Below are 22207 nucleotides of genomic sequence, written 5' to 3'. Positions count from 1 at the left end.
TAAGATTTTTATTTTCACAAATATTTTTTTCAAAAAATATTTACTTTTTTTAAACTTTAACTTAAAATTTTCTTAACTCATTGTTTTTCAATACATATTTTTCGCCTCTTTCTGGACAAGTAGCTAAGCCTTCATTATTAAAAGTTAAACGATGTCCGTATTCACTAATCCAACCTATTTGTTTTGATGGATTTCCAACAAGGTTGTACCTCTATGGTTACTACAGCTCCTGCTCCTATAAAAGCATATTCTCTAATATTATTACTGCATATAATTGTTGCATTAGCCCCAATACTTGCTCCTTTTTTCACAACAGTACTTAAGTATTCATTTTGTCTTTTAATTGCACTACGAGGATTAATTACATTAGTAAAAACCATTGAAGGTCCTAAAAACACATCATCTTCACATATAACACCCCTATATATAGAAACGTTGTTTTGAACCTTTACATTATTTCCTAAAACAACTTGAGATGATACCACGACGTTTTGCCCAATATTACAACCATCTCCAATAGTACAATTTGACATAATATGACTAAAGTGCCATATTTTGATTCCTTTTACAATTTTACAACCGTCATCAATAACTGCTGGTTCGTGCGCAAAAAACGTTTTATTTGTATCCATATGTAACAAAAGTAAAAAAACTCAACCAGTTGGTTGAGTTTTTACTTTTTATTCTACTTTAAAAGTAATTGGTAACGTGTATTTTACTTTTACTTCTTTATTATTCTGTTTTCCTGGAGTAAACTTTGGTATTTTGTTTACAACCCTATCAGTTTCATTTTTTAGTTTAAAATGTGGAGCTCTAATTTTAACATCAACTACGTCTCCTTTTTTATCAATTATAAACTGAGTTATTATTTTATACTTTCCTGAGCTTAACCCTACTTCTTGTGCTAGTTCTAAGTTAAAATTACGTTGTATGTGTTGTTGTATTTTTCTTTCAAAGCATTTTATATTTTCTTCTTCTGATAATCCTTCACAACCTTTAAAAACAGGAGTGTTTTGTACGTTATTAATTGATACCGGGTCGTCACTATCTTTTATAGTTTCTATTTCTTCTGACTCAGGGATTTGATCAACATCAATTGGCGTTTCTTCTATAGGCAAGTCTATTACAGTAGTAACTTCCGTATCATTATCTATCACTTCAGGTTTAAACACCTCCTTAATTACTTGCTTTTTCTTTGGTTTTTCAATTTCTTTTACTTCTTTTTTTATAATAATAGGGGTATTAAAAGTGTAAACTTTCTCATAAACCTGTGCATTAGTAGGTTCAACTATTGCTGCGTCTTTCGCTGTTTCGTGTTCTAAAACAAGAAAAACTACAAACAGCGTTAACACTAAGCCTAATTGAGTAAAAATAGTTGAGAATTTTTCTAATTGCTTTTTAGCATGTTTCTTAGGTGCTTTCATAGTACTATATTTTTATGTTAATGCTTTGTTAAAAACAAGAAGCGTGCCAATAAAAAAGAGCAATCCGAATTGGATTGCTCTTTTTTTATTTTATTAAGTGGTTGTTACTATTCTACATTAAATGTAATTGGTAATGTATAACCTACTCTTACTGCTCTACCTCTTTGTCTACCAGGTTTCATTTTAGGTATCTTTCTAGCAACTCTTTCTGCTTCCTTCTTTAATCTTGGATGCGGAGCTCTAGCCGCTACATTTGTAATAGAACCATCTTTGTCAATTTTAAATTGAACATAGATTCTTTTCTTCCCTGGAGATAAACCTAACTCATTTGCTAGTTCAGCATTAAAATTACGTTGAATATGTCTTTGTAATTTTTTATTTAAACATGCCTTCTTTTGAGCCTTAGTTCCACTACAGCCTGGAAATACAGGAACTTCTTCAATAATAGCGAAAGGTACATCTTCTACTACTTCTTCAGCCTCTTCAACCTCTTGAATGTCTTCAACTATGATTTCTTCAGATTCATCTGTTTCAGTAGATTCTATAACTGTTTCTTCTATTTCTTCCTCGTCTTCTACTACTTCAATTTTTTCAGGAGCTGGTGGTGGAGGTGTATTTGGTTTTGGCTTTGGTGGCTCAATTTGAAGCTCAATAGTTTCTTCTTCAATTTCAGAAGCCATATTAGCCATACCTAACTCTCCATACTCTTTATCATATGTTTTATATTCAATAGCAACATACGTTACAAATAAAGCTAAAACCAAACCTATTTGCATAAATAGTTTACTATAGTTCTCTAAGTTTGATTTTGGATTTTTCTTGATTTCCATCCTAAATGTTTTTAATAGTTCGCTAATTTAATTAATTTATTTCAACTTTTACAAGCTTAATCTTTAAATAGCTTTATTTTTCTTAAAAAAAGAGTTATAAACAATGAAAGCTATTAAAATACCCGTCGTGTTTGCTAATATATCTAAAATCTCTCCTGATCTATATGACGTAGTTGTAACTTGTAGAGTCTCAATAATTATGCCGTAAAAAAAACAACAAAAAACTATAATATATTTATTAATTTTTGTTGTTCTTAAAGCTAATAACCATACCAAACTTAACACAAAATAAGCGAAAGCATGTTCTAACTTATCTAAATGGTTAATTTGTATAGGTGCTTTTCCTAGTTTGATTAAACTAATAATAGCAATACTTATGGTTATTAGTATTGCTATTATAATTATAAGTTTATGCTTTAATAAGTTCTTTATATGCTTCAGCACTTAATAAGTTTGCTACTTGTGAATCGTCTGATAATTTTACCTTTATCATCCATCCATTTCCATAAGGATCTGAATTTACTAATTCTGGTTCGTCTTCTAATGCTTCGTTAAATTCTACTACTTCTCCTGATAAGGGCATAAAAAGATCTGAAACTGTTTTTACTGCTTCTACTGAACCGAAAACTTCTTCAGCGTCTAATTCCTCATCTAATGTATCTACATCAACATATACGATATCTCCTAACTCTCCTTGTGCAAAATCAGTAATACCAATAGTTGCTACACCATTTTCTACTTTAACCCACTCGTGGTCTTTGGTGTACTTTAATTCTGATGGAATGTTCATTGTAATTATTTTTATTGTGTTTGTTTTAATTTCCTAAGTTATATACTAAATTAATTCCTGCATTAATAGATTGTCTTGGGAAAGTTGTAGAAACTGCATATTCAAATGTTTGGTGATTATAATAAAAGGATGCTGTTAAATTGCTACTTAAATTATAGTCGGCAATAAATTTTAATCCAAATAACGTCTCGCCTCCTGTAATCTGACTATTCTCTTCATCTACACTTCTTATCAACGTTAAATTGTCTCTTAACGAAATATCAGCTCTTAAATTTATATCTCCTTTTAAGGTTTCTTTCTTTCCTGTAAATCTGGTGACAAATTTAACATCTCTAATCTTATATCCAAATCCTAAAACATATTCTGTTCCTTTTATATCTGTTAAAGTATTGTTGTTAAAATTTAATGTTAACGATCTGTCTCTTCTTACCTCTCCTTTGAATGAAACTGAATTTTTCATTCTAAAATCTACTTTTATTAATGGTGAAAACTCATCAATTAAAGTTGCGGACGAAATTAAGAGTTCTGGTTGATAATTACCAGAAGTATTTGTATTTGTTTCTCTATTATTTGAATCATACTGCAAGTTATTACTATAGTTACCTATTGTATACGATGATTTGTAACCATGTGATAAGGTAAACGAAGTAAAGTTTTTCTTAAACCACTTATACTTCATAAACCCATTAAAACGTAATGTCCAGTTAGGAATTGGTATGTTTTTAAAGATACCTGTACTTACTGAAGTTGGGCTATTTCCTGAATATGCAGCAATAAATGCTGGCAACATTGCTTGCTGTCCGTTTGTTTGATATGCTGCTGTACCAGAATTAGGCAATCCTGTTTCTGCCGACAACCTATTTGAAATAGCACTTCTATAATCTAAGAAGTTTTGATACAATGTTTCATTATCAGTAAAAATAGTTCCTAACATAAAATGGCTAATGCTATAATTACCTGTTTCAAAAGGTTTAATATTTGGGTCTTGTTCAAAACCTCCGCTACCATTTGAAACAACATCTAACTGTTGTGTTAAATTGCTTGTTTGAATTCTGTTTCCTCGTAAATCAATAGTTAAATCTCTAAAGGGTTTTACAGATACGTTATAATCTAGTTTTTTATACCTTGTTTTAGCATAATTCTTACTATAATATTCATCTCCTGAATTTCTAGTAATTAACCAGCCATTTTCAATTGCTGTGTTTAAAATATCTGTTTGACTACCAAATACAAACCCTAAGGTTGGAGCTAAACCTCCATCAAAACTATTTCTTCCTAAGAAACCAACCGAAGGTTTATAACCTTGCAATAAGGTTCCGTTATTTTGAGAATAACTAATTTTTGCTCTCTTTACCGATGTTAATACATCATAAACACCTTTCCCTAATTTCTGACTAAAAGTAGCTTTCTTTTTAAGCTTTGCTTTTTGTGCTACTTGGTTTCCTCCTAAGGTGGCTGCTCCCCTTTGAGTAGGTTGTTTTTTTGTTCCCTTTAACAATAGTTTATCTACTCCTACAATTTTATAAAAGCGGCCAAAATCTATATTCGTGTTTAAATTATGTGTATTGGCATTTTGAATCATGTTTCCAACTTGTTCAACATAACTTTGTGATCCTGCTTTCCAATCAAAATCAGCTGTATACCCATAATCTGCATTTATAAAGTTCAAAAAAGGAAACTTATCTAATGGTAACTTATAGGTAGCGTTTAACTTCTGATGATAATTATCTGGCCTTCCTATATCAAAAAACTGATCGTACACTTCTAAGTTCTCATCTTCTCCAAAACTATCATAAATATAATTGTTAGCAGCATTGAAATTTAGTTGTAGTGATTTTGTTAAATCGAAACCAATTGTATAATCCCAATTAAATAAAAACCTTCGTTGGATTAATTCAGGTTGTGCAGGTAAAGGGTTTATAGGGTCAATAATTAAGTTCCTTGATTGTTGACTATTATAATTTCTATTAATTCGTGAGTTTAATGCTATTGTTTTTGGTACTGGGTTAAAATTTAAGTCTTTAATAAATTGTAAGTATCTACTTTTAAATCCTTCCGATTTTTTAAATGGTTCTATACTAAAAGGAACGAAAGTAAAATTATAACTAGCCCCAGCCATTACATTTGTATTCACATATCTTTCAATATTGTAATCTTTATGAAACTCTTCACTATGTGCATACGAAGCAGAGAAGTTTTCTACATCATAAAACTTAGGTTTCTTCTTACTCTCCGGGTTTCTATTCTTTTTTACATTGATAAAACTAATACTCTTTCTTCGTGTATAGTCTTGAGCATTTTTACTATTAGGGTTTTTATCAATAGCATCTTCTAATTCTACATCTTGAAATTGTGGATCGTATTTTGGATCTCTAAACTCTTCTCCATAGCTATAATTCATCGGTACTTGCATGTTCCATTTTTTAGGCATCATTTTACCTAATTGAATGTTAGTAGCTACACTGTATTGTTTTATTTCTTCAATACTTCTTTGTTGTACACGATCTTCTACATTACCAAAACCTATGGTAGACATTCTTCCCGCTAAAGAGACATCCATTACATCAGCCATATTAGCATCAGCATTTACCACAGCTGCCCATCCTCCTTTATTATCAAAATCAACAGCACGTAATTCGTTAAACCAAACCTCAACAGTTTTATCATCGGCAACAGTATTTTTTACTCCTAGCATTACCGTTCTTACTTGTGCTAATGTTGGATTACCTCTCACAGAAATTTTTAACCCATTAGAACTTGTTGACGAATATACATCAGTAAGGTTACTACCTGTTGGTCTTTCAATTTTTAAGTTAGCTAATTCTTCTAAAGGAATATCTAAATTATTTTCTTTAGGCCAAACATCTAGAGATGATGCATTTGATGTAGATATTTTTAATGGTTTTTCTACTTGATAATAGTTATCATTTAAATCGGTACCTAAACGTATAATAGCAACCATATCATCATCATTAGCTCCTGTTACGCTATTTTGATTTTCAGCATGTAAAAACATACGTAGCTTTTTATACCTACGCATATCAATACTAATATTTTTATAAATAGTTCTAACCTCATCTGCTTCTAAATCTGTTACTTTTAAGGTAACTGATTGTTCATTTTGACGTTGAACTCTATTTGTTCCTTGTAAACGTTCTCTTTGAATTCCTGGTGGTAACTTATAACGATCTTGATTTTGCTCAATGCTTACTACTCCTACTTCAAATTTATTTAATTCGTCTGCATCCAAATCTTCAGGAGGAATGCTTGTATCTGGTAATGTTTTTGTATAACGTCTCCAGTCTCCTCTTACTAATTCTAACTCTCCAAAACGTAGTACTACTGGCATTTTGAATTGTGTTAAAAACATTCGTATAAAACGGATACTATTAAAATCGGTAATTCCATTAATTTTTTGAGCATCAGTAACGTTTCTTACTGGTATTCTAAATTGATACCACTTGGTAGTTCTTGTCGCTCCATTTAACAAAGTTACATTTTGTGTTTTTTCATCAATAATATGATTTTGCCCTACTATTAAATCTGTTTTGTTTAATGAAACCTCGTATTCAAAATAACTATTTACAGGATTCATTGTTTGATCCTTATTGATATCTTCCGTATCTGGATATGTAGTAGATGATGTTGGGTACGACTCTCCAGATTGACTGGCAGTTGGCGAGTTTCCTTCTGTACCGTTAAAGTTTTTATATCTAGATAAAACTGATGGATTGGTACTCTCTATAGCTCCCCCTCTAAAAAATTGGAAGTTATCTCCTGCTGGATCATCTAATCCTGCAAATGCAGGGAATTTTATTCTTTCTTCTTCATCGCTTAAACCATCTAAACCAATATCTTGATTCGTTCTTGCATCATTACTAGAATCGAAAGCATATAAAATAGAAGGATTTATAGGTGTATCTCCCCAAATAGACGTTTGAACATTTCCTCCATCTGCTTTTTGCCCATCAGCAGGAAGTCCATTTTCATACTGTTTTCTTCCGTCTTTTAAAATATCTTCGGAAACATTACCTAAGTTTATAAATAATTTCCCTACTTGATTCGTTGGATCATTTGGGTTTACTCCTGCTGGCAAACCTTCTTCAGTTGTAATTGAATAGTTTTCATACGGATCCATTAACCAAAACTGAATGTATTCAACATTCGCTTGTTCAAAATTATTTGTGGTTAACGATCGCATAATACCTCCCCAACGTTCTTCTGCTGTTACAGTGTTTGCATTCTCATTATAGTTATACGGACCTCTTTCAGCTGGATAGTAAGCTAAATCTAAAGTTCTTACTAAATTTTGCTGTGTAATATCCAAGTCAGTATTTGGAAACAACTCATTGTAACGAATTTGACGTACTTCATCTCTCGACAATTCATTTTCATCAATATTATCTGGTCTATTTCCACTTCCATAGAATAGTTGATCAATATTATACCAAGCTAATTTTCCTCTTTTGTAATTGTACTCTAAACCAAATGTACCTCCGTCAAATCCTTGAGATTCTGGTGTACTGGCTAAAAACCATTGTTGTGGTGAGTTTAAGTTAATTGGTATTTGTGATGCTTCAAAATCATCTAAATATGAAGTTGCTGTACCATCTACATTAATTCCACTTGGAGAACCTGGTAATAAATACGCCATATCTGCTCTAACCGAAACATTTGAAGGTGCTTCTGTTTCAACAAAAGGTAATTTATTTGCTAGTTTTGTTAAATAGGGTACTTCTGAAGAATAGTCTAAGTTCAAACCTAACATGATATTATCTATAGGCTCTCCTCCTAAATTAACCTTTGGTGTAATTGGTTTTTCACTAACATTTAAAAAAGTCCCGCCTAAAATAAAATCTTCAGAAAAACGGTGCTCAACATCTATTCCTATAAATGTTTTTCGTTGCTGGTTAAAGAATGTATTATTTTCTACCGATGCGTTAATTGGAATTCCAGATGCTTCTAAACCTGGATCTAAAATTTGCACACGACCTAACTGATAATCTACCACATAATCTATTCCTTCAACCAATTGTCTTCCCCCAGCTGTAACGCGAACTGACCCTCTTGGAACATTGAAAGCCCCCAAAGAGATACCTCTACTCGTTTCTGATTTAAAATATCCTTTTAAAAAGAATTTATCTAAGTTCTGATACTCGTTTTTAGCTTGAATTTTTGTGGTTAAGTACAATTCTTCAAACACATATTTATCTTGATCTGAGGGGTTGGTAAGTTCATCTTTTAAATCATTACCAAATGGTTCTGGTTCGGGAAATAAAATGTACCCTCTTTCAGAGTTAACCGTTATTCCTTCCACATAATCAAAGAAACCATCTCCATTCGTAACTGCATATTCACTTTGATCTAACTTATCTAAGTTTAAAATACGTAATAACGGTTTATCCGTTATACCAGGAGTTTGTGCTTTTTGGAGGGTATTTTGCAAAGTTCCTGTTTCATCATCACGATATAATAATTCAAAACGAAATCCATCACGCTGTAATGGAAAAGCCCCTAAAGCATACACGTTTTTCATCATCAGTCTCCACGTTGGGAATGCTTCTGTATCATCTCCAGGTCTTGTCGTATTTAAAATTTCACTACGCAATAGCTTAACTGCAATATTTGCAGGAGCTACAATTCCATCATTTGAAAATTCTCCTACTTTAAATACTGTTTCATTATTAGAGGCTCCTACCACAGTATATTCAAAAGCCACCGCTAAAACTTCTCCATCGTTCAGTCTTCTGTTTAACGAGATAAAACCTAACTGTGAATGTAGCTTAAACTCATTAGGTTGTAACCTACGAGCATTTTGTAAATAGGTGTAGTTAAACCCTTGTCGTGCAGGAACTCCAATACCATTAATAGCAGCATCAATAGTTGCAACATCTCTAATTCCTCCTGAATTTGTTGCTAATAGAGAACTCAAATTATTCACCCCATTATATGGTATAATATTAGAGTTAACTGATATGGCCCCAGGTGTTGTTGTAATTTCTGATGGATTTACTTCGTTTACATCATCTGATTCTCCTAAATCGGCAAGAGCAACAATACTACGGTAATCACTTACATTTTGATTCCTATTCGTAACCCATACTTCAATTCTTGTAATATTTATAGGACTATTAACTAACGGATAATTATCTAAAGCTTTCTTGTAATTTTCTCTAAAATATTGTGATAAGAAAAAATGTCGATCATTATCATAATCAGAAGCTCTTAATTCAAAAGGTTCAATCGTTGCTCCTCCTTCGGCAACTACCGTTTTAGATTGTGAATTCTGTTGTGAAAAAGCTGCTGTTATATGTGTTTTTCCAAATTGTAATTCAGTTTTTACCCCAAATAACGATTGTGCACCATTAATTAATGAATTCTTAATAGGCATACTAATATTACCTGCCTCTATATTTCTAATGATATCATCTTCTGTTGGAGTATATTCTAACTTAATAATGTTTTGAAAATCAAAAGTAGATTGGGTATCATAATTTGCAGTCACCTTTAATCTCTTACCTACTTTTGCTTGTAAGCTTGCACTAATTTGTTGATCGAAATCAAAAGTAAAACTACTTTGGTTTTCTACAGAAATTTGAGGGTTTTCATTATTTTGATATACTCCTCCAAGCTTGATATTTATCTGCCCCGTCGGATTTACCTCAACAGTATTGCCTCCAAAAACAGATTCGAAAAATTTAGAGTTCACATAGTATTTGGGTAGTAAGTTCTTACGAGCTGCTTCACTTCCTTTCTTTTTAGGGTTAGTAGCATCTACTTTTTCTTTGAAGTAATTTTTTAAATCATTTTTTAAACGGTATTCATCGTACTCTTTAGGAGTCATAAAAATAGGGGTTCCAACATAATAGTCTCCTATTTTTTCGACCACCATAAACTTATTCAATGCCTTATCATAAGTAACTACTTTTTGAGTAGGATTATTTAAGTAAAGTGTTCCGTTTTGATTGTATTTAAATTTGTATTTGAGGGGAGTTACAGTATCTTTTTTAACAGGATTAATGCTATCCTTTTGCGTGTTTTGCGAAAACGAAACAACACTTACCAAAACAGTAAGTGCTGTAAGTAATCTATTCATAACTGCTTTTTCCAACCTTTTTTATAAGTTTTTTAACGCCTGTTTTATCAGTATTTCAACACTTGCATCAGGTGTTTCTTTTAATATATTCCCTATTACCTTATCTGCTTGCTTCCGCGCAAACCCAAGAACCTCTAAAGCAGATAACGCTTCTTCTTTATTTGTATTGTTCTGAACCACAGAAACTTCATCTACATCAAAAGTTTTTAAAACTTTATCCTTTAAATCAACAATAACTCGTTGTGCTGTTTTAGCTCCAATACCTTTAACTGTTTGAATTAGTTTCACATTTTCAGAAGCTATTGCTTGCGAAACTTCTTCTGAAGTCATTGAAGACAACATTGTTCGTGCAGTACTAGGCCCCACTCCAGAAACCGAAGTTAGCAATCTAAAAACTTCTCGTTCAATTTTCGTTGAAAATCCATATAGTGTATGTGCGTCTTCTCTAATAGATAAGTGTGTATACAACAACACATATTCATCGTTTGGTAATGATGAATATGTGTTTAAAGAAATATGCATTAAGTATCCTACTCCACCACAGTCAACAACTGCGTATGTAGGATTTTTTTCCACAAGTTTTCCCCTTATTTGTGTTATCATCCAGCTATTTTTTCTATTTGTCTAAAATAGACAAAATTATCTTTTAAAAAAACTTCTCTTTTAGCTATTGAGAAATCTTGTTTTTAGCTTTCTTTTCTTTGTTTTGAGCGTCTACAACTGCTACCGCAGCCATATTTACCATTTCATCAACGCTTGCTCCTAATTGCAAAATATGTACTGGTTTACTCATTCCTAGTAAAATTGGCCCTATCGTTTCTACTTCATCAACGGCTTTCATTAACTTATAGGTAATATTTGCCGACTCTAAATTAGGGAAAATTAATACGTTTGCTCTTTTTCCATTTAATTTAGAAAAAGGGAATTCTTTTGCCAATAATTCAGGGTTCAAAGCAAAATCTGCTTGTAACTCACCGTCTACCACAACATTTGGATGATGACGGTGAATGTAAGAAACCGCCTCTCTAATTTTAGTTGAGCTTTCTGATTTTGATGATCCAAAGTTTGAGAAACCTAACATTGCAACATGAGGTTTCATTCCAAACATTTTAGCCAATACTGATGTTAACTGTGTAATTTTAGCTAAATCTTTTGCTGTTGGATTGATATTGATTGTTGTATCTGCTAAGAATATAGGTCCTTGTTTAGTCAACATCATATTGGTTGCCGCCACCCTTGTTACTCCATGATCTTTTTCAATCAACTCTAACATTGGCTTTACTACTGATGGATAGGGTCTTGAATACCCAGTAATTAAAGCATCTGCTTCACCAGAATTCACCATCATCGCAGCAAAGTAGTTGCGTTCACGCATCCATTTTTGAGCTTCTAAAAAAGTTACTCCTTTACGCTGTCTAGTTTTCCAAAAAGCCTCAGCATAACGATTTCTTCTTTCCTCTTCTTCATCTGTTTTTGGGTCTATAATTGGTACATCAGCATCAAAACCTAATTCTTCTTTTAATTCTAATATAACTTCTCGTCTCCCTAATAAAATTGGCTTACCAATTCTTTCTTCATACACTCTTTGTGCTGCTTTCAACACATCTAAATGATCTGCTTCAGCAAACACTAATCTTTTGGGGTTCTTCTTAGCTCGGTTATGTAATAATCGTACTTCTTTACTTCCTGTCCCTGAACGATCCATTAACTCTTCACGATATTTATCCCAATCATCAATTGGTTCTTGAGCTACTCCTGAGTCCATCGCTGCCTTCGCAATTGCTGGTGGAATTTCATAAATCAACCTAGGATCAAACGGTTTAGGAATTATGTATTCTTTCCCAAAAGAAAGACTTACTTCATCATATACAATATTTACTTGTTCAGGCACTGATTGCTTTGCTAAATCTGCCAAAGCATGTACAGCTGCCATCTTCATTTCTTCGTTAATCTTCTTTGCACGAACATCTAATGCCCCACGAAAAATAAAAGGAAACCCTAACACATTATTCACCTGATTAGGATGGTCTGATCTTCCTGTAGCCATGATAATATCATCTCTTGTAGCAATTGCTAAATCGTATTCTATCTCTGGTTCTGGATTTGCCATTGCAAAAACAATAGGATTTTTCGCCATTGCTAGCAACATCTCAGGAGACACTACATTTCCTTTTGACAAACCAATAAACACATCAGCATTTAACATCGCTTCTTCTAAAGTATTCACATCTTTATCTGTAGCAAACTCCGCTTTCTGTGAAGTTAAGTTGTCTCTATCTTTTCTGATAACTCCTTTACTATCACACATAACTACGTTTTCACGTTTAGCTCCTAAAGCTAAATATAAACGTGTACATGAAATTGCTGCTGCTCCTGCTCCGTTAACAACAATTTTTACATCCTTAATGTTCTTTTCATTAATTTCTAATGCGTTTTTTAAGGCTGCTGCAGAAATAATTGCTGTACCATGCTGATCATCGTGCATTACAGGAATGTCTAACTCCTCTTTTAATCGTCTTTCTATTTCAAAAGCTTCAGGAGCTTTAATATCTTCTAAGTTAATTCCTCCAAAAGTTGGAGCAATTGCCTTAACAGTTTCAACAAATTTATCTACGTCTGTTACATCTACCTCAATGTCAAAAACATCAATATCAGCAAAAATTTTAAACAGCAACCCTTTTCCTTCCATTACTGGCTTAGATGCCTCAGGACCAATATCTCCTAGCCCTAAAACTGCTGTTCCATTTGATATAACGGCTACTAAATTGCTTTTTGAAGTGTATTTATAAACATTGTTTTTATCTTTAGCTATCTCTAAACAAGGCTCAGCTACTCCTGGTGAATATGCTAACGACAAATCATGTTGAGTTGCATATTTTTTGGTAGGTACTACTGCTATTTTTCCGGGCTTCGGCTTAGCATGATAAAGTAGTGCTTCATGCCTTTTTCTAGAATCTCTCATAGGTTCGTTCTTGTTTGTTTGAACTTACAAATATACATTTTGTTATGAAGTAAAAAGAATTTGTAACCTGATAAAAGTCATATTTCGTCTTTAAAAATTTCCTGAATTTTGCCATAACCTTAAACCAAAATAAAAAAATGGAAACTACACAAAGACACATTATTGACGAAGAAGTACAATGGGACAAAACAAAAACCATTGTGAGTAAAACCGATATTTACGGAACTATTTTATATGCTAACGATGTTTTTTCTAACACCTGTGAATATAGCACTATTGAATTAGTTGGTGAACCTCATAATATTATTCGTCATCCAGACATGCCTAAGGTAGCTTTTAAAGTACTATGGGATGCTCTTAAAAAAGGCGAAAACTTCCACGCTATTGTTAAAAACCTAACAAGAACGGGGAGATATTACTGGGTTATTACCGATTTTACTATTGATAGAGATGAAGAAGATAAAATTGTCGGATACACAGCCAGAAGGAAAGCAGTTCCTGATGGTGTTGTTAAGAAAATTAAACCTATATACAAAACACTTTTAGATATTGAAAAACTAAAAGGTGAAAAAGCTAGTGAAATGTATTTTCAAGCTTACTTAAAAGAAGAAGTTGGTAAAACATATAATGAGTTTGTCGTTGACTTGTTTAACGAAGAACTTTCTAAAGAAGAGGCTGAAAAAGTTAAGAACGAAGCAAACCCTTTAAAGAAAGGGCTAAATTGGTTCTTCTTTGGAGAAACTAACCCTAAGTAAATTATCCCCTTAATAATCCTCTTAAATTAAATTTTCTTCAAAAGAGTCAAAACATATGTTTTGACTCTTTTTCTTTTAATATTAACCTCCCCTATATACTCTTATTCTGAATATATAACACTATCCTATTACTTCACTAAAAAAACTAATACAATACAATGATTTAAAAATTACTATTTTAGATTAAATAAAAATTACCTGTTTTTAACAACTTTTAACTTAACTAAAAATCAATTCAAACCACGCTCCCACATCAAAAACCTTATATTTGTTGATTATTTTTTTGAATAAACCACCCCGAATAACTATTAAAACAAAAAAAATGCACACAAACAATTCTCTTAAACCTTCTAAAGTTATAGATGAAGAAGTAAAATGGGACAAATCAAAAACAATTATTAGCAAAACAGACCCCGTAGGAACTATTTTATATATGAACGATACTTTCGAAGAAGCTTCGGAATATAATAAGATAGAGCTTATTGGAGAACCTCACAATGTTATTAGGCATCCCGATATGCCTAAAGTAGTCTTCAAAGTATTATGGGACAACCTAAAACAAGGAAATAATTTTCATGCTATTGTTAAGAACTTAACAAGAACAGGTAGATACTACTGGGTTATTACTGATTTTGATGTAGAAAAAGATGATAGTGGAAAAATCACTGGATATACTGGAAGAAGAAAGTCTTTACCTGAAAATGTTGTAAAAAAAATAGAACCTTTATACAAAACGCTATTAGAAATTGAAAAAGTTAAAGGTGAAAAAGCAAGTGAGTTATATTTCAATTCTTTCTTACAAGAAGAAGTTAACGCCTCATATGACGAATTTGTTGTAAACCTATTTGAAGGAGAAACTGCTAACTTAAAAGAAGCAAACAAAAAGGCTGTAGTAAAAGAAAGTGGAATGATTAAAAAAGGACTTAATTGGTTTTTCTTTGGAGAAACAAATCCTAAATAATTTATAGGATATGAGAAAAACCGCTTTAAAAGCGGTTTTTCTATTTTATAAAATCAATATTTCTTAGCAAACCTGAAAATTTTGTTCGTTTTACGGCTGATTTTTTAAACACCTTACTAAAGGTTTCTTGTGTCAACTCTTGCCAATCACGTTTTGTCATTTGCAATAAACTTTCTTGCGGTGTAAACAAATTTTCTTCGTGTGGTTGTGAAAAACGATTCCAAGGACATACATCTTGGCATACATCGCAACCAAACATCCAGTCTTGCATTTCTCCTTTAAACCCTGATGGAATTGCATCTTTTAATTCAATAGTTAAATACGAAATACATTTGCTTCCATCAACTGTATTGTTAGGTAAAATAGCTTGTGTTGGGCAAGCATCAATACAGCGAGTACAACTACCGCAATGATCTGTTTTAAAAGGTTCGTCATATTCAAGTTCTAAATCAATAATTAATTCTGCCAAAAAGAAAAACGACCCTTGTTGCTTTTGAATTAACAACGAATGTTTTCCATTCCAACCCAAGCCTGACTTTTTCGCCCAAGCTCGTTCTAACACAGGAGCAGAATCAACAAAACAACGACCAGAAACTTCTCCTATTTCATCATTTATTAACTGTAACAATTCACGCAGTTTACCTTTAATGATATGATGATAGTCTTGACCGTAAGCATATTTAGAAATCTTATAACTTCCTTCTTGCTGAACTTCTGAAGGAAAATAGTTGTACGACAAAGAAATTACCGATTTTGCGCCATCAACCAACAATCTTGGGTCTAAACGTTTGTCAAAGTGGTTTTCCATGTAATGCATTTCACCATGATACTCATTTTGTAACCATTGCTCTAAACGAGGTGCTTCTTCTTCTAAAAAATCAGCTTTTGCAATACCACAACCTAAAAAACCCAAGCGTTTTGCTTGTGCTTTTATAAAATTTGAGTATTGCTGTTTCTTATTCAAAATACGTGTTTTTAACAGTGCAAAATTACCAAAAGAAAAATTATAATTTTATTCACTTTCTATTTACAAATAAATGTTGAAATTTGTTCGTTAGTATTACATGACAAACTTTATTCATAATGAAAAAGATATATAAAATAGTATTAGGTGTTGTAATTTTTTTCTTCATCCTTTTGATTAGCATTCCCCTGTTATTTCAAGATAAAGTGATGAACTTAGTAAAAACTACAATTAACAACAACGTAAATGCACAAGTTGATTTTAGCGACTCTAGCCTAAGTTTACTTAGAAACTTTCCAAACGCATCTGTTCAATTATCAAACCTAACGGTTATTAACAAAGCTCCTTTTGAAGGTGACACCTTGGTATATGCGAAAGAGGTAAACTTAGCATTAAAACTTACAGAGCTTTTTAAAGCTTCTTCTGATCAATTAAACATCAAATCTTTTTCTATAGATGATGCTTTGGTAAGTGTATTAGTTGATGAAAAAGGAAATGCCAATTACGATATTGCAAAACCTTCTGAAACGAAAGAAACTCAAGAGGAAGAACCTTCTACTTTTGGGCTATCTATTAATTCATACGCTATTAACAATGCTACGGTAAAATACAATGATGAGCAAGGTAAACTAAACCTTGAACTAGCTGAGTTAAACCATAGTGGAAGTGGTGATTTCTCTCAATCTAATACAGAATTAAACACCCGAACATCTACTTTAGTATCTTTTGGAATGGATGGTAATTCTTATGCAAAGAATCAAAAAATAGAATTAGATGCTATTTTAGGAATGGATTTAACTAATATGAAGTTTTCTTTCTTAAAAAATGAAGCTAAACTAAATAACCTTCCATTGGTTTTTGACGGTTTTGTTCAAGTTAACGAGAAAAACCAAGAGGTTGATATCAACTTCAAAACTCCGTCTTCTGACTTTAAAAACTTTTTAGGTTTAATTCCAGAAGCCTATACTAAAAGTATTGCTGGTGTAAGTACTACTGGTAATTTTAGTGTGAACGGAAAAGTAAATGGAATTATTGATGACAACCATATTCCAAAATTAGATATTTCCATGAAGTCTAATAATGCTTCATTTAAATACCCTGATTTACCAAAAAGTGTTCAAAATATTAACATTGATGCTCAAATAAAAAACACCACTGGTAAAACAGAAAACACGTTTGTTGCTATTAATGGACTTTCTTTTAAGATTGATCAGGATACTTTTTCTGGAAAAGGAAATATCTATAATCTAACTACCAATCCAAAAATAAATGCTAGTTTAAAAGGTGTTTTAAACCTCGCCAATATTAACAAAGCATATCCTATTGATTTAGAAAATGAATTAAGCGGGATTTTAAAGGCTGATTTGCATACAGAGTTCGACATGAAAGCGATTGAAAACAATACTTTAAGTCGTATTAAAAATAATGGAAAAATGGAGGTAAGCGACTTTATTTTTTCTTCTAAAGATGTTGTAAATCCACTTCATATTAAAAACACAGTGGTTAATTTTACACCTGGCACCATTACCTTAAGTAAGTTTGATGCTACCTCAGGAAAAAGTGATTTAAATGCTAAAGGAACAATTAAAAACCTGTTAGGCTTTTTACTTTCTGACAAAAAACTACAAGGAAATTTCAAGCTAAACTCAAACAATTTTTATGTTAGTGATTTTATGCAAGAAAATCCTGAAGCTGATGAAAGTAAAGAGGAAACATCTAAAAAAGACACACCTAAAGAATCTTTAAAAATTCCTGCATTTTTAGATTGTGCTGTTTCTGCAAACGCTCAAACTGTATATTACGATAATTTGACTTTAAAAAATGTAAGAGGAACATTGCTTTTAAAAGACGAAAAAGCCATTTTACAAAACATGAATGCTGGTATTTTTAATGGTCAAATTGCTTTAAACGGAGAAGTTAATACACAGCAAAAGAAACCTACATTCGATATGAAGTTAGGCATTAAATCTTTTGACATTGCTCAATCATTTACTAACTTAGACTTATTACAATCATTAAGCCCTATTGCCGGAGCTATGAATGGTAAATTAAATTCTGACATTGATTTAATGGGGAGTTTGAATGACGATTTTACCCCAAACCTTACCTCAGTTTCTGGTAATGCTTTAGCTGAATTATTAACAACTAGTATTAATCCTGAAAAAACAAAAGCACTTAGTTTATTAAACGATAAATTATCTTTTATTGATTTAAAAAAGCTAGATTTATCTGATATTAAAACATATTTATCTTTTAAAGAAGGTAAAGTAGCTGTAAAACCATTTGATTTAAAATATAAAGATATTGGTATTACTATAGGAGGTAGCCATGGATTTGATAAAACAATGAACTACAACGTTACTCTTAATGTTCCTGCTAAATATTTAGGTAATGAAGCACAAGGATTACTTTCAAAATTAAGCGCAAAAGATCAACAAAACATTACTGTTCCTATTACCGCAAGTATTGCTGGAAATATGACTAATCCTTCTGTAAAAACCGATTTATCTTCATCAGTTACTAAGTTAAGCCAGAAATTAGTTCAACAACAAAAAGACAAGTTAGTTAACAATGCTATAGGTAGCTTATTAGGAAATAAAAAGAAAGATAGCACCAGCACAACCAGTAAAAAGGAAGAAACTGTTAAAAAGGTAACAAACGTTTTAGGTGGTTTATTCGGAAAAAAGAAGAAAAAGCAACAAAAAGATACGGTTAAGTAATCTTTTGTAACATTTTTTCTTTTTCATAGTCTTACATTATATTAAGAGAACTTTGTAAGTTATTTAACACTTCTTAAATACACTTTACAAAGTTCTTCTTTTATGTTTGTTAACAACAACCAACTGACTATGAAAAATATAACTACATTTTTATTTTTAGTATGCTCTTCAATTGCTTTTTCTCAAATTACAGGAAAAGTTACCGATACTAAAAACCAGCCTCTTTCTTTTGTAAGTGTATATTTAGAAAATACTATTACAGGTACCACAACCAATACAAAAGGTGACTACGAATTAGCTTTTAACTCAACAGGAGAGCACACTGTAATATTTCAAATGCTAGGGTATATGACTCTAAAAAAAACTATTGAAATCAACTCTTTCCCTTTTACTTTAAATATTACATTACCCGAAGAAGAGGTTACTTTGGATGAAGTAACTATTTCTTCTAAAGAAAATCCTGCCAACAAAATTATTAGAAATGCCATTGCTAGCAAGGCAAAAAACACGAATAAGTTTGCTGAGTATACTGCTGATTTTTACTCTCGTGGTTTGTTTAAGGTAAAAGATTTACCAAAAAAGTTTTTAGGACAAGACATTGGTGATATGGGCGGTGGATTAGATTCAACTAGAACAGGCGTCGTTTACCTTTCTGAAACGGTCTCAAAAATCGCTTTCCAAAAAAGACCTAAAAACTTTAAAGAACACATTATAGCTTCAAAAGTTAGCGGACAAGACAACGGAATTAGTTTTAATCAAGCAGAAGAAGTTAATTTTAACTTTTATGAAAACTCTTTTGATTTAGGTGACGTTAAGGTAGTTTCTCCTATTGCAAATGGTGCCTTTGGCTATTACAACTATAAACTAACGGGTGTTTTTTATGATAAAAATGGAACACTAATTAACAAAATTCAACTTTTACCAAAACGTAAAAACGATCGGGTTTTTAGTGGGTTCATCTATATAGTTGAAGATAATTGGGCTATTTATGGTGCGGATGTTATTGTCACTGGTGCACAAATAAGCTTGCCTATTGTAGATTCACTACATATTAAACAGAATTATAATTTTTCTACTAAAAAAAAAGCTTGGGTGCCCGTTACGCAAACCATAGATTTTAAAGCTGGGCTTTTGGGGTTTCATTTTAACGGACGATTTTCTGCTGCTTATTCTAACTATAATTTTAATCCTAATTTTACTAAAGACACTTTTGGTAACGAGGTTCTTTCATTTGCTGAAAATGCTACTGAAAAGGATTCAACATATTGGAAAAAAATTCGTCCTGTAACTTTAACTTCTGAAGAAATATCGGATTACAAATTAAAAGACAGCATAAAAACTATTCGAAAATCGAAGAAATATTTAGACTCTATAGATACCAAAAATAATAAGTTTAAACCGTTGGATATTCTTTCTGGTTATACTTACCGAGATTCTTACAAAAAGTGGTCGATAAGCACTTCTTCTCCTATTGAAAATCTTAACTTTAATACGGTGCAAGGATGGAATTCTTCTTTAGGTATTAACTACCGAAAATCATTGAACAAAAAAGGAAAACATTTTAGTATTGGGGCTGATATTAATTATGGTTTTTCAGAGAAAAAAGTGCGTCCTACAGCCAACTTTAACTATCGTTGGAATAATACTACACGACCCATTTTAATGATTTCTGGAGGAGTTACCACACCACAATTCAACTCTAAACAACCTATTTCTAAGTTTTGGAACACGATAAGTTCTATTGGTTTTGAACGAAACTATTTAAAAATTTATGAAAAGACATTTGCCAAAACAACCTTTTCACAGGAAGTAACGAACGGAATACGTATGTTCTCTTCTTTAGAGTTTGCAGATAGAAAGCCTTTATTTAATACAACTGATTATGTAATGTTTCCCCAAGACAATGTAGACTACACTTCTAATAATCCGCAAGATCCTGCTGATTTTTCAACAGGTTTCACACCTCATCAAATGTGGACTTTTTCTTTAGGAGCGAACATTAATTTTGGTCAAAAATATTTATCATATCCTGATGGAAAATACAACATCCCTAGTCGTAAATACCCATCACTGTACATTGGTTATCAAAAAAACTTTGGCTCAGGAAATTCTGAATGGAATTCTGATGTGATTTTTTCTCAATTATATCAACAAATCAATTTGGGTAATTGGGGTGAATTTGCTTACAAAGCAAAAGGAGGTATGTTCTTAGAGAAAAAAGACATTCCGTTTATAGATTATGCTCATTTTAACGGAAATCGCTTGTTAATAGCTCCAAAAGACAATTATTTAAACAACTTTTATATGCTTCCGTATTATAAATTAAGTTCTAACGATACATATGCTGAACTTCATGGAGAATATAACTTTAAAGGAGCATTATTAAGTAAAGTTCCTTTGTTAAATAAACTTAACTTTCATCTAGTTACTGGTGCCAAAGGATTATTTACAGCAGCTAACAAACCTTATTCTGAGTTTGCTATTGGTTTAGATAATGTTGGTATTGGAAAATGGCGTTTTTTACGTGTAGATTTTGCTCGCTCTTACTTTAATGGAAAATCTGAAAATAGAGTTGTTTTCGGGATAAAATTGTAGATTATTACAATACAATTGTTAAGTTAAATATAATTACAAGATAGCTGCCAACTACCTTGCAATTATATACGTTAAATTACTCTCTAACTCTTATTTCCTCTTCTGCACATTTAGAAGGTGGACAATAAGCCACCCCTCCTGATCCTGAACAAGGATCATAGTTTCCTACTAATGTAACATTTTCTTTATAATAAGTCCCAACTCCTTCTACAAAAAGGTTGTAATTAAGAGTCCCTCTAACTGTAACATTTATAGTATTACCTACTACACTATGTGTAGATGATATATGACTATAGCTTACCCCTAAAGTAAAGCCAGATAAATGAGAATTAACATTACTTATATTGTTACCATCATAATTAAATGACATATTAAGATGCAGATTCATAGACATATTACCCGTTTGCAGATTAACACTCCCTTGTCCACAAGGTTCATAAAAACTCCTCAAAGATTTATTTAAATTTACAATGTTTTTTGAAACGTAGTTTTTATTAGAGTTTTCGAATCCTTTCAAAGAATTATCTAAGATTTTTTTTGCTTCTTCTATACTATTAAAATATATAGGTTCTGTATTTTCCTCTATATTATTGATTTCAGCAGCTGATAACGAGTTAGGTCTAAACCTAGTTCTTTACGCAAATCTTCTTCATGCATAGCCGTTTCGCTTTGAGAACAGGATAAAAATAATATTGTCAATAATGACAATAAAAATCGGTTTAATTTCTTTTTCATTTCTTAATTTTTTTTAAAATTTTTTAAAATTTTTAATAGTAAAAATACAATAATGACAATTCCTACTAAGTTCAAAATTTGCCATAAAATAATATTCATTTTTTTAATTTTTAATTAAACATTTTTTAGGTAAGAAAGAAAAATGTACGCAACTTTATAAACATCCTTCTTCTTTTACTAGCTAGTAGATAATACTAAAAAGTGATCAAATTTTTAGTATTACCTTCCTCAAACATATAAAATTATTTTTTAACAAATGTTAAAGCCTATCAGGGAAAACCCTGAGTTGGCACCATTTTCTTCTCAGGGTTTTCCCTAACTTAGTTTTTTTTCGCATTGATAATTAGACACTTTACAATAAATATTAAAGCTTTG

14 protein-coding genes and 1 pseudogene are annotated in these 22207 nt (G+C 31.7%); 4 read left to right on the top strand and 11 right to left on the bottom strand.

The window, feature by feature from the left end:
• Positions 1–61 precede the first annotated feature (61 nt).
• From Q4517_RS01200 to Q4517_RS01165, 8 genes and pseudogenes are all read right to left on the bottom strand, one after another.
• Positions 62–632: pseudogene (locus Q4517_RS01200) on the bottom strand (DapH/DapD/GlmU-related protein).
• 48 nt (positions 633–680) lie between these two features.
• Positions 681–1424 carry an energy transducer TonB gene (locus Q4517_RS01195; protein WP_303505300.1) on the bottom strand — a complete coding sequence of 248 codons (744 nt, stop codon included), beginning with the start codon at positions 1422–1424 and terminating at the stop codon, positions 681–683.
• A gap of 107 nt (positions 1425–1531) precedes the next feature.
• The gene (locus Q4517_RS01190) at positions 1532–2254 is read right to left on the bottom strand and encodes an energy transducer TonB (protein WP_303505298.1); all 723 of its coding nucleotides are present in this window, start codon (positions 2252–2254) and stop codon (positions 1532–1534) included.
• 63 nt (positions 2255–2317) lie between these two features.
• Positions 2318–2698: a VanZ family protein gene (locus tag Q4517_RS01185; protein WP_303505296.1), complete on the bottom strand. Its 381-nt coding sequence runs from the start codon at positions 2696–2698 to the stop codon at positions 2318–2320.
• On the bottom strand, positions 2664–3044 hold the full coding sequence (gene gcvH / locus Q4517_RS01180; protein WP_303505293.1) for a glycine cleavage system protein GcvH: 381 nt from the start codon (positions 3042–3044) through the stop codon (positions 2664–2666). Before gcvH ends, Q4517_RS01185 begins: the two co-directional genes overlap by 35 nt.
• Before the next feature lie 25 nt (positions 3045–3069).
• Positions 3070–10140, bottom strand: coding sequence for a cell surface protein SprA (gene sprA / locus Q4517_RS01175; protein ID WP_303505290.1), 7071 nt, complete (start codon positions 10138–10140; stop codon positions 3070–3072).
• Between the two features lie 21 nt (positions 10141–10161).
• Positions 10162–10743, bottom strand: coding sequence for a Holliday junction branch migration protein RuvA (gene ruvA / locus Q4517_RS01170; RefSeq protein WP_115899789.1), 582 nt, complete (start codon positions 10741–10743; stop codon positions 10162–10164).
• 64 nt (positions 10744–10807) lie between these two features.
• The gene (locus tag Q4517_RS01165; RefSeq protein WP_303505284.1) at positions 10808–13102 is read right to left on the bottom strand and encodes an NADP-dependent malic enzyme; all 2295 of its coding nucleotides are present in this window, start codon (positions 13100–13102) and stop codon (positions 10808–10810) included.
• Positions 13103–13239: 137 nt separating this feature from the next.
• Between Q4517_RS01165 and Q4517_RS01160 the strand changes: the two genes are divergently transcribed.
• Positions 13240–13857: a PAS domain-containing protein gene (locus Q4517_RS01160; RefSeq protein WP_303505282.1), complete on the top strand. Its 618-nt coding sequence runs from the start codon at positions 13240–13242 to the stop codon at positions 13855–13857.
• Positions 13858–14179: 322 nt separating this feature from the next.
• Positions 14180–14818: a PAS domain-containing protein gene (locus tag Q4517_RS01155; RefSeq protein WP_303505280.1), complete on the top strand. Its 639-nt coding sequence runs from the start codon at positions 14180–14182 to the stop codon at positions 14816–14818.
• A 40-nt stretch (positions 14819–14858) separates the two neighbouring features.
• Here Q4517_RS01155 and queG read toward each other — a convergent pair whose 3' ends face one another.
• The gene (gene queG / locus Q4517_RS01150; protein WP_303505278.1) at positions 14859–15782 is read right to left on the bottom strand and encodes a tRNA epoxyqueuosine(34) reductase QueG; all 924 of its coding nucleotides are present in this window, start codon (positions 15780–15782) and stop codon (positions 14859–14861) included.
• Positions 15783–15901: 119 nt separating this feature from the next.
• Here queG and Q4517_RS01145 point away from each other — a divergent pair, with 119 nt between their 5' ends.
• Together Q4517_RS01145 and Q4517_RS01140 are read left to right on the top strand one after the other, a co-directional pair.
• Complete coding sequence (locus tag Q4517_RS01145) at positions 15902–18502, top strand: AsmA family protein (RefSeq protein ID WP_303505276.1); 2601 nt, start codon at positions 15902–15904, stop codon at positions 18500–18502.
• A 129-nt stretch (positions 18503–18631) separates the two neighbouring features.
• A complete protein-coding gene (locus Q4517_RS01140; protein WP_303505274.1) occupies positions 18632–21097 on the top strand; it encodes a DUF5686 and carboxypeptidase regulatory-like domain-containing protein in 2466 nt (821 codons plus the stop codon).
• 76 nt (positions 21098–21173) lie between these two features.
• Here Q4517_RS01140 and Q4517_RS01135 read toward each other — a convergent pair whose 3' ends face one another.
• The gene (locus Q4517_RS01135) at positions 21174–21467 is read right to left on the bottom strand and encodes a hypothetical protein (RefSeq protein ID WP_303505271.1); all 294 of its coding nucleotides are present in this window, start codon (positions 21465–21467) and stop codon (positions 21174–21176) included.
• Between the two features lie 212 nt (positions 21468–21679).
• A complete protein-coding gene (locus Q4517_RS01130; RefSeq protein ID WP_303505269.1) occupies positions 21680–21832 on the bottom strand; it encodes a hypothetical protein in 153 nt (50 codons plus the stop codon).
• Positions 21833–22207: the final 375 nt, after the last annotated feature.

Origin of the sequence: Tenacibaculum sp. 1_MG-2023 (assembly GCF_030547425.1) — a bacterium.
Lineage (GTDB): Bacteria > Bacteroidota > Bacteroidia > Flavobacteriales > Flavobacteriaceae > Polaribacter.
The sequence above is the reverse complement of the archived record's forward strand: the minus strand, read 5'-3'. Positions and strand labels throughout refer to the sequence as shown.

Excerpts from the sequence above, each read along its gene's own strand:
- Q4517_RS01165 (WP_303505284.1), bottom strand. The coding sequence starts at position 13,102 with ATGAGAGATTCTAGAAAAAGGCATGAAGCACTACTTTATCATGCTAAG.
- gcvH (WP_303505293.1), bottom strand. The coding sequence starts at position 3,044 with ATGAACATTCCATCAGAATTAAAGTACACCAAAGACCACGAGTGGGTT.
- sprA (WP_303505290.1), bottom strand. The coding sequence starts at position 10,140 with ATGAATAGATTACTTACAGCACTTACTGTTTTGGTAAGTGTTGTTTCG.
- Q4517_RS01160 (WP_303505282.1), top strand. The coding sequence starts at position 13,240 with ATGGAAACTACACAAAGACACATTATTGACGAAGAAGTACAATGGGAC.
- ruvA (WP_115899789.1), bottom strand. The coding sequence starts at position 10,743 with ATGATAACACAAATAAGGGGAAAACTTGTGGAAAAAAATCCTACATAC.
- Q4517_RS01190 (WP_303505298.1), bottom strand. The coding sequence starts at position 2,254 with ATGGAAATCAAGAAAAATCCAAAATCAAACTTAGAGAACTATAGTAAA.
- Q4517_RS01140 (WP_303505274.1), top strand. The coding sequence starts at position 18,632 with ATGAAAAATATAACTACATTTTTATTTTTAGTATGCTCTTCAATTGCT.
- Q4517_RS01155 (WP_303505280.1), top strand. The coding sequence starts at position 14,180 with ATGCACACAAACAATTCTCTTAAACCTTCTAAAGTTATAGATGAAGAA.
- Q4517_RS01145 (WP_303505276.1), top strand. The coding sequence starts at position 15,902 with ATGAAAAAGATATATAAAATAGTATTAGGTGTTGTAATTTTTTTCTTC.
- Q4517_RS01130 (WP_303505269.1), bottom strand. The coding sequence starts at position 21,832 with ATGAAAAAGAAATTAAACCGATTTTTATTGTCATTATTGACAATATTA.
- Q4517_RS01135 (WP_303505271.1), bottom strand. The coding sequence starts at position 21,467 with ATGTCATTTAATTATGATGGTAACAATATAAGTAATGTTAATTCTCAT.
- Q4517_RS01195 (WP_303505300.1), bottom strand. The coding sequence starts at position 1,424 with ATGAAAGCACCTAAGAAACATGCTAAAAAGCAATTAGAAAAATTCTCA.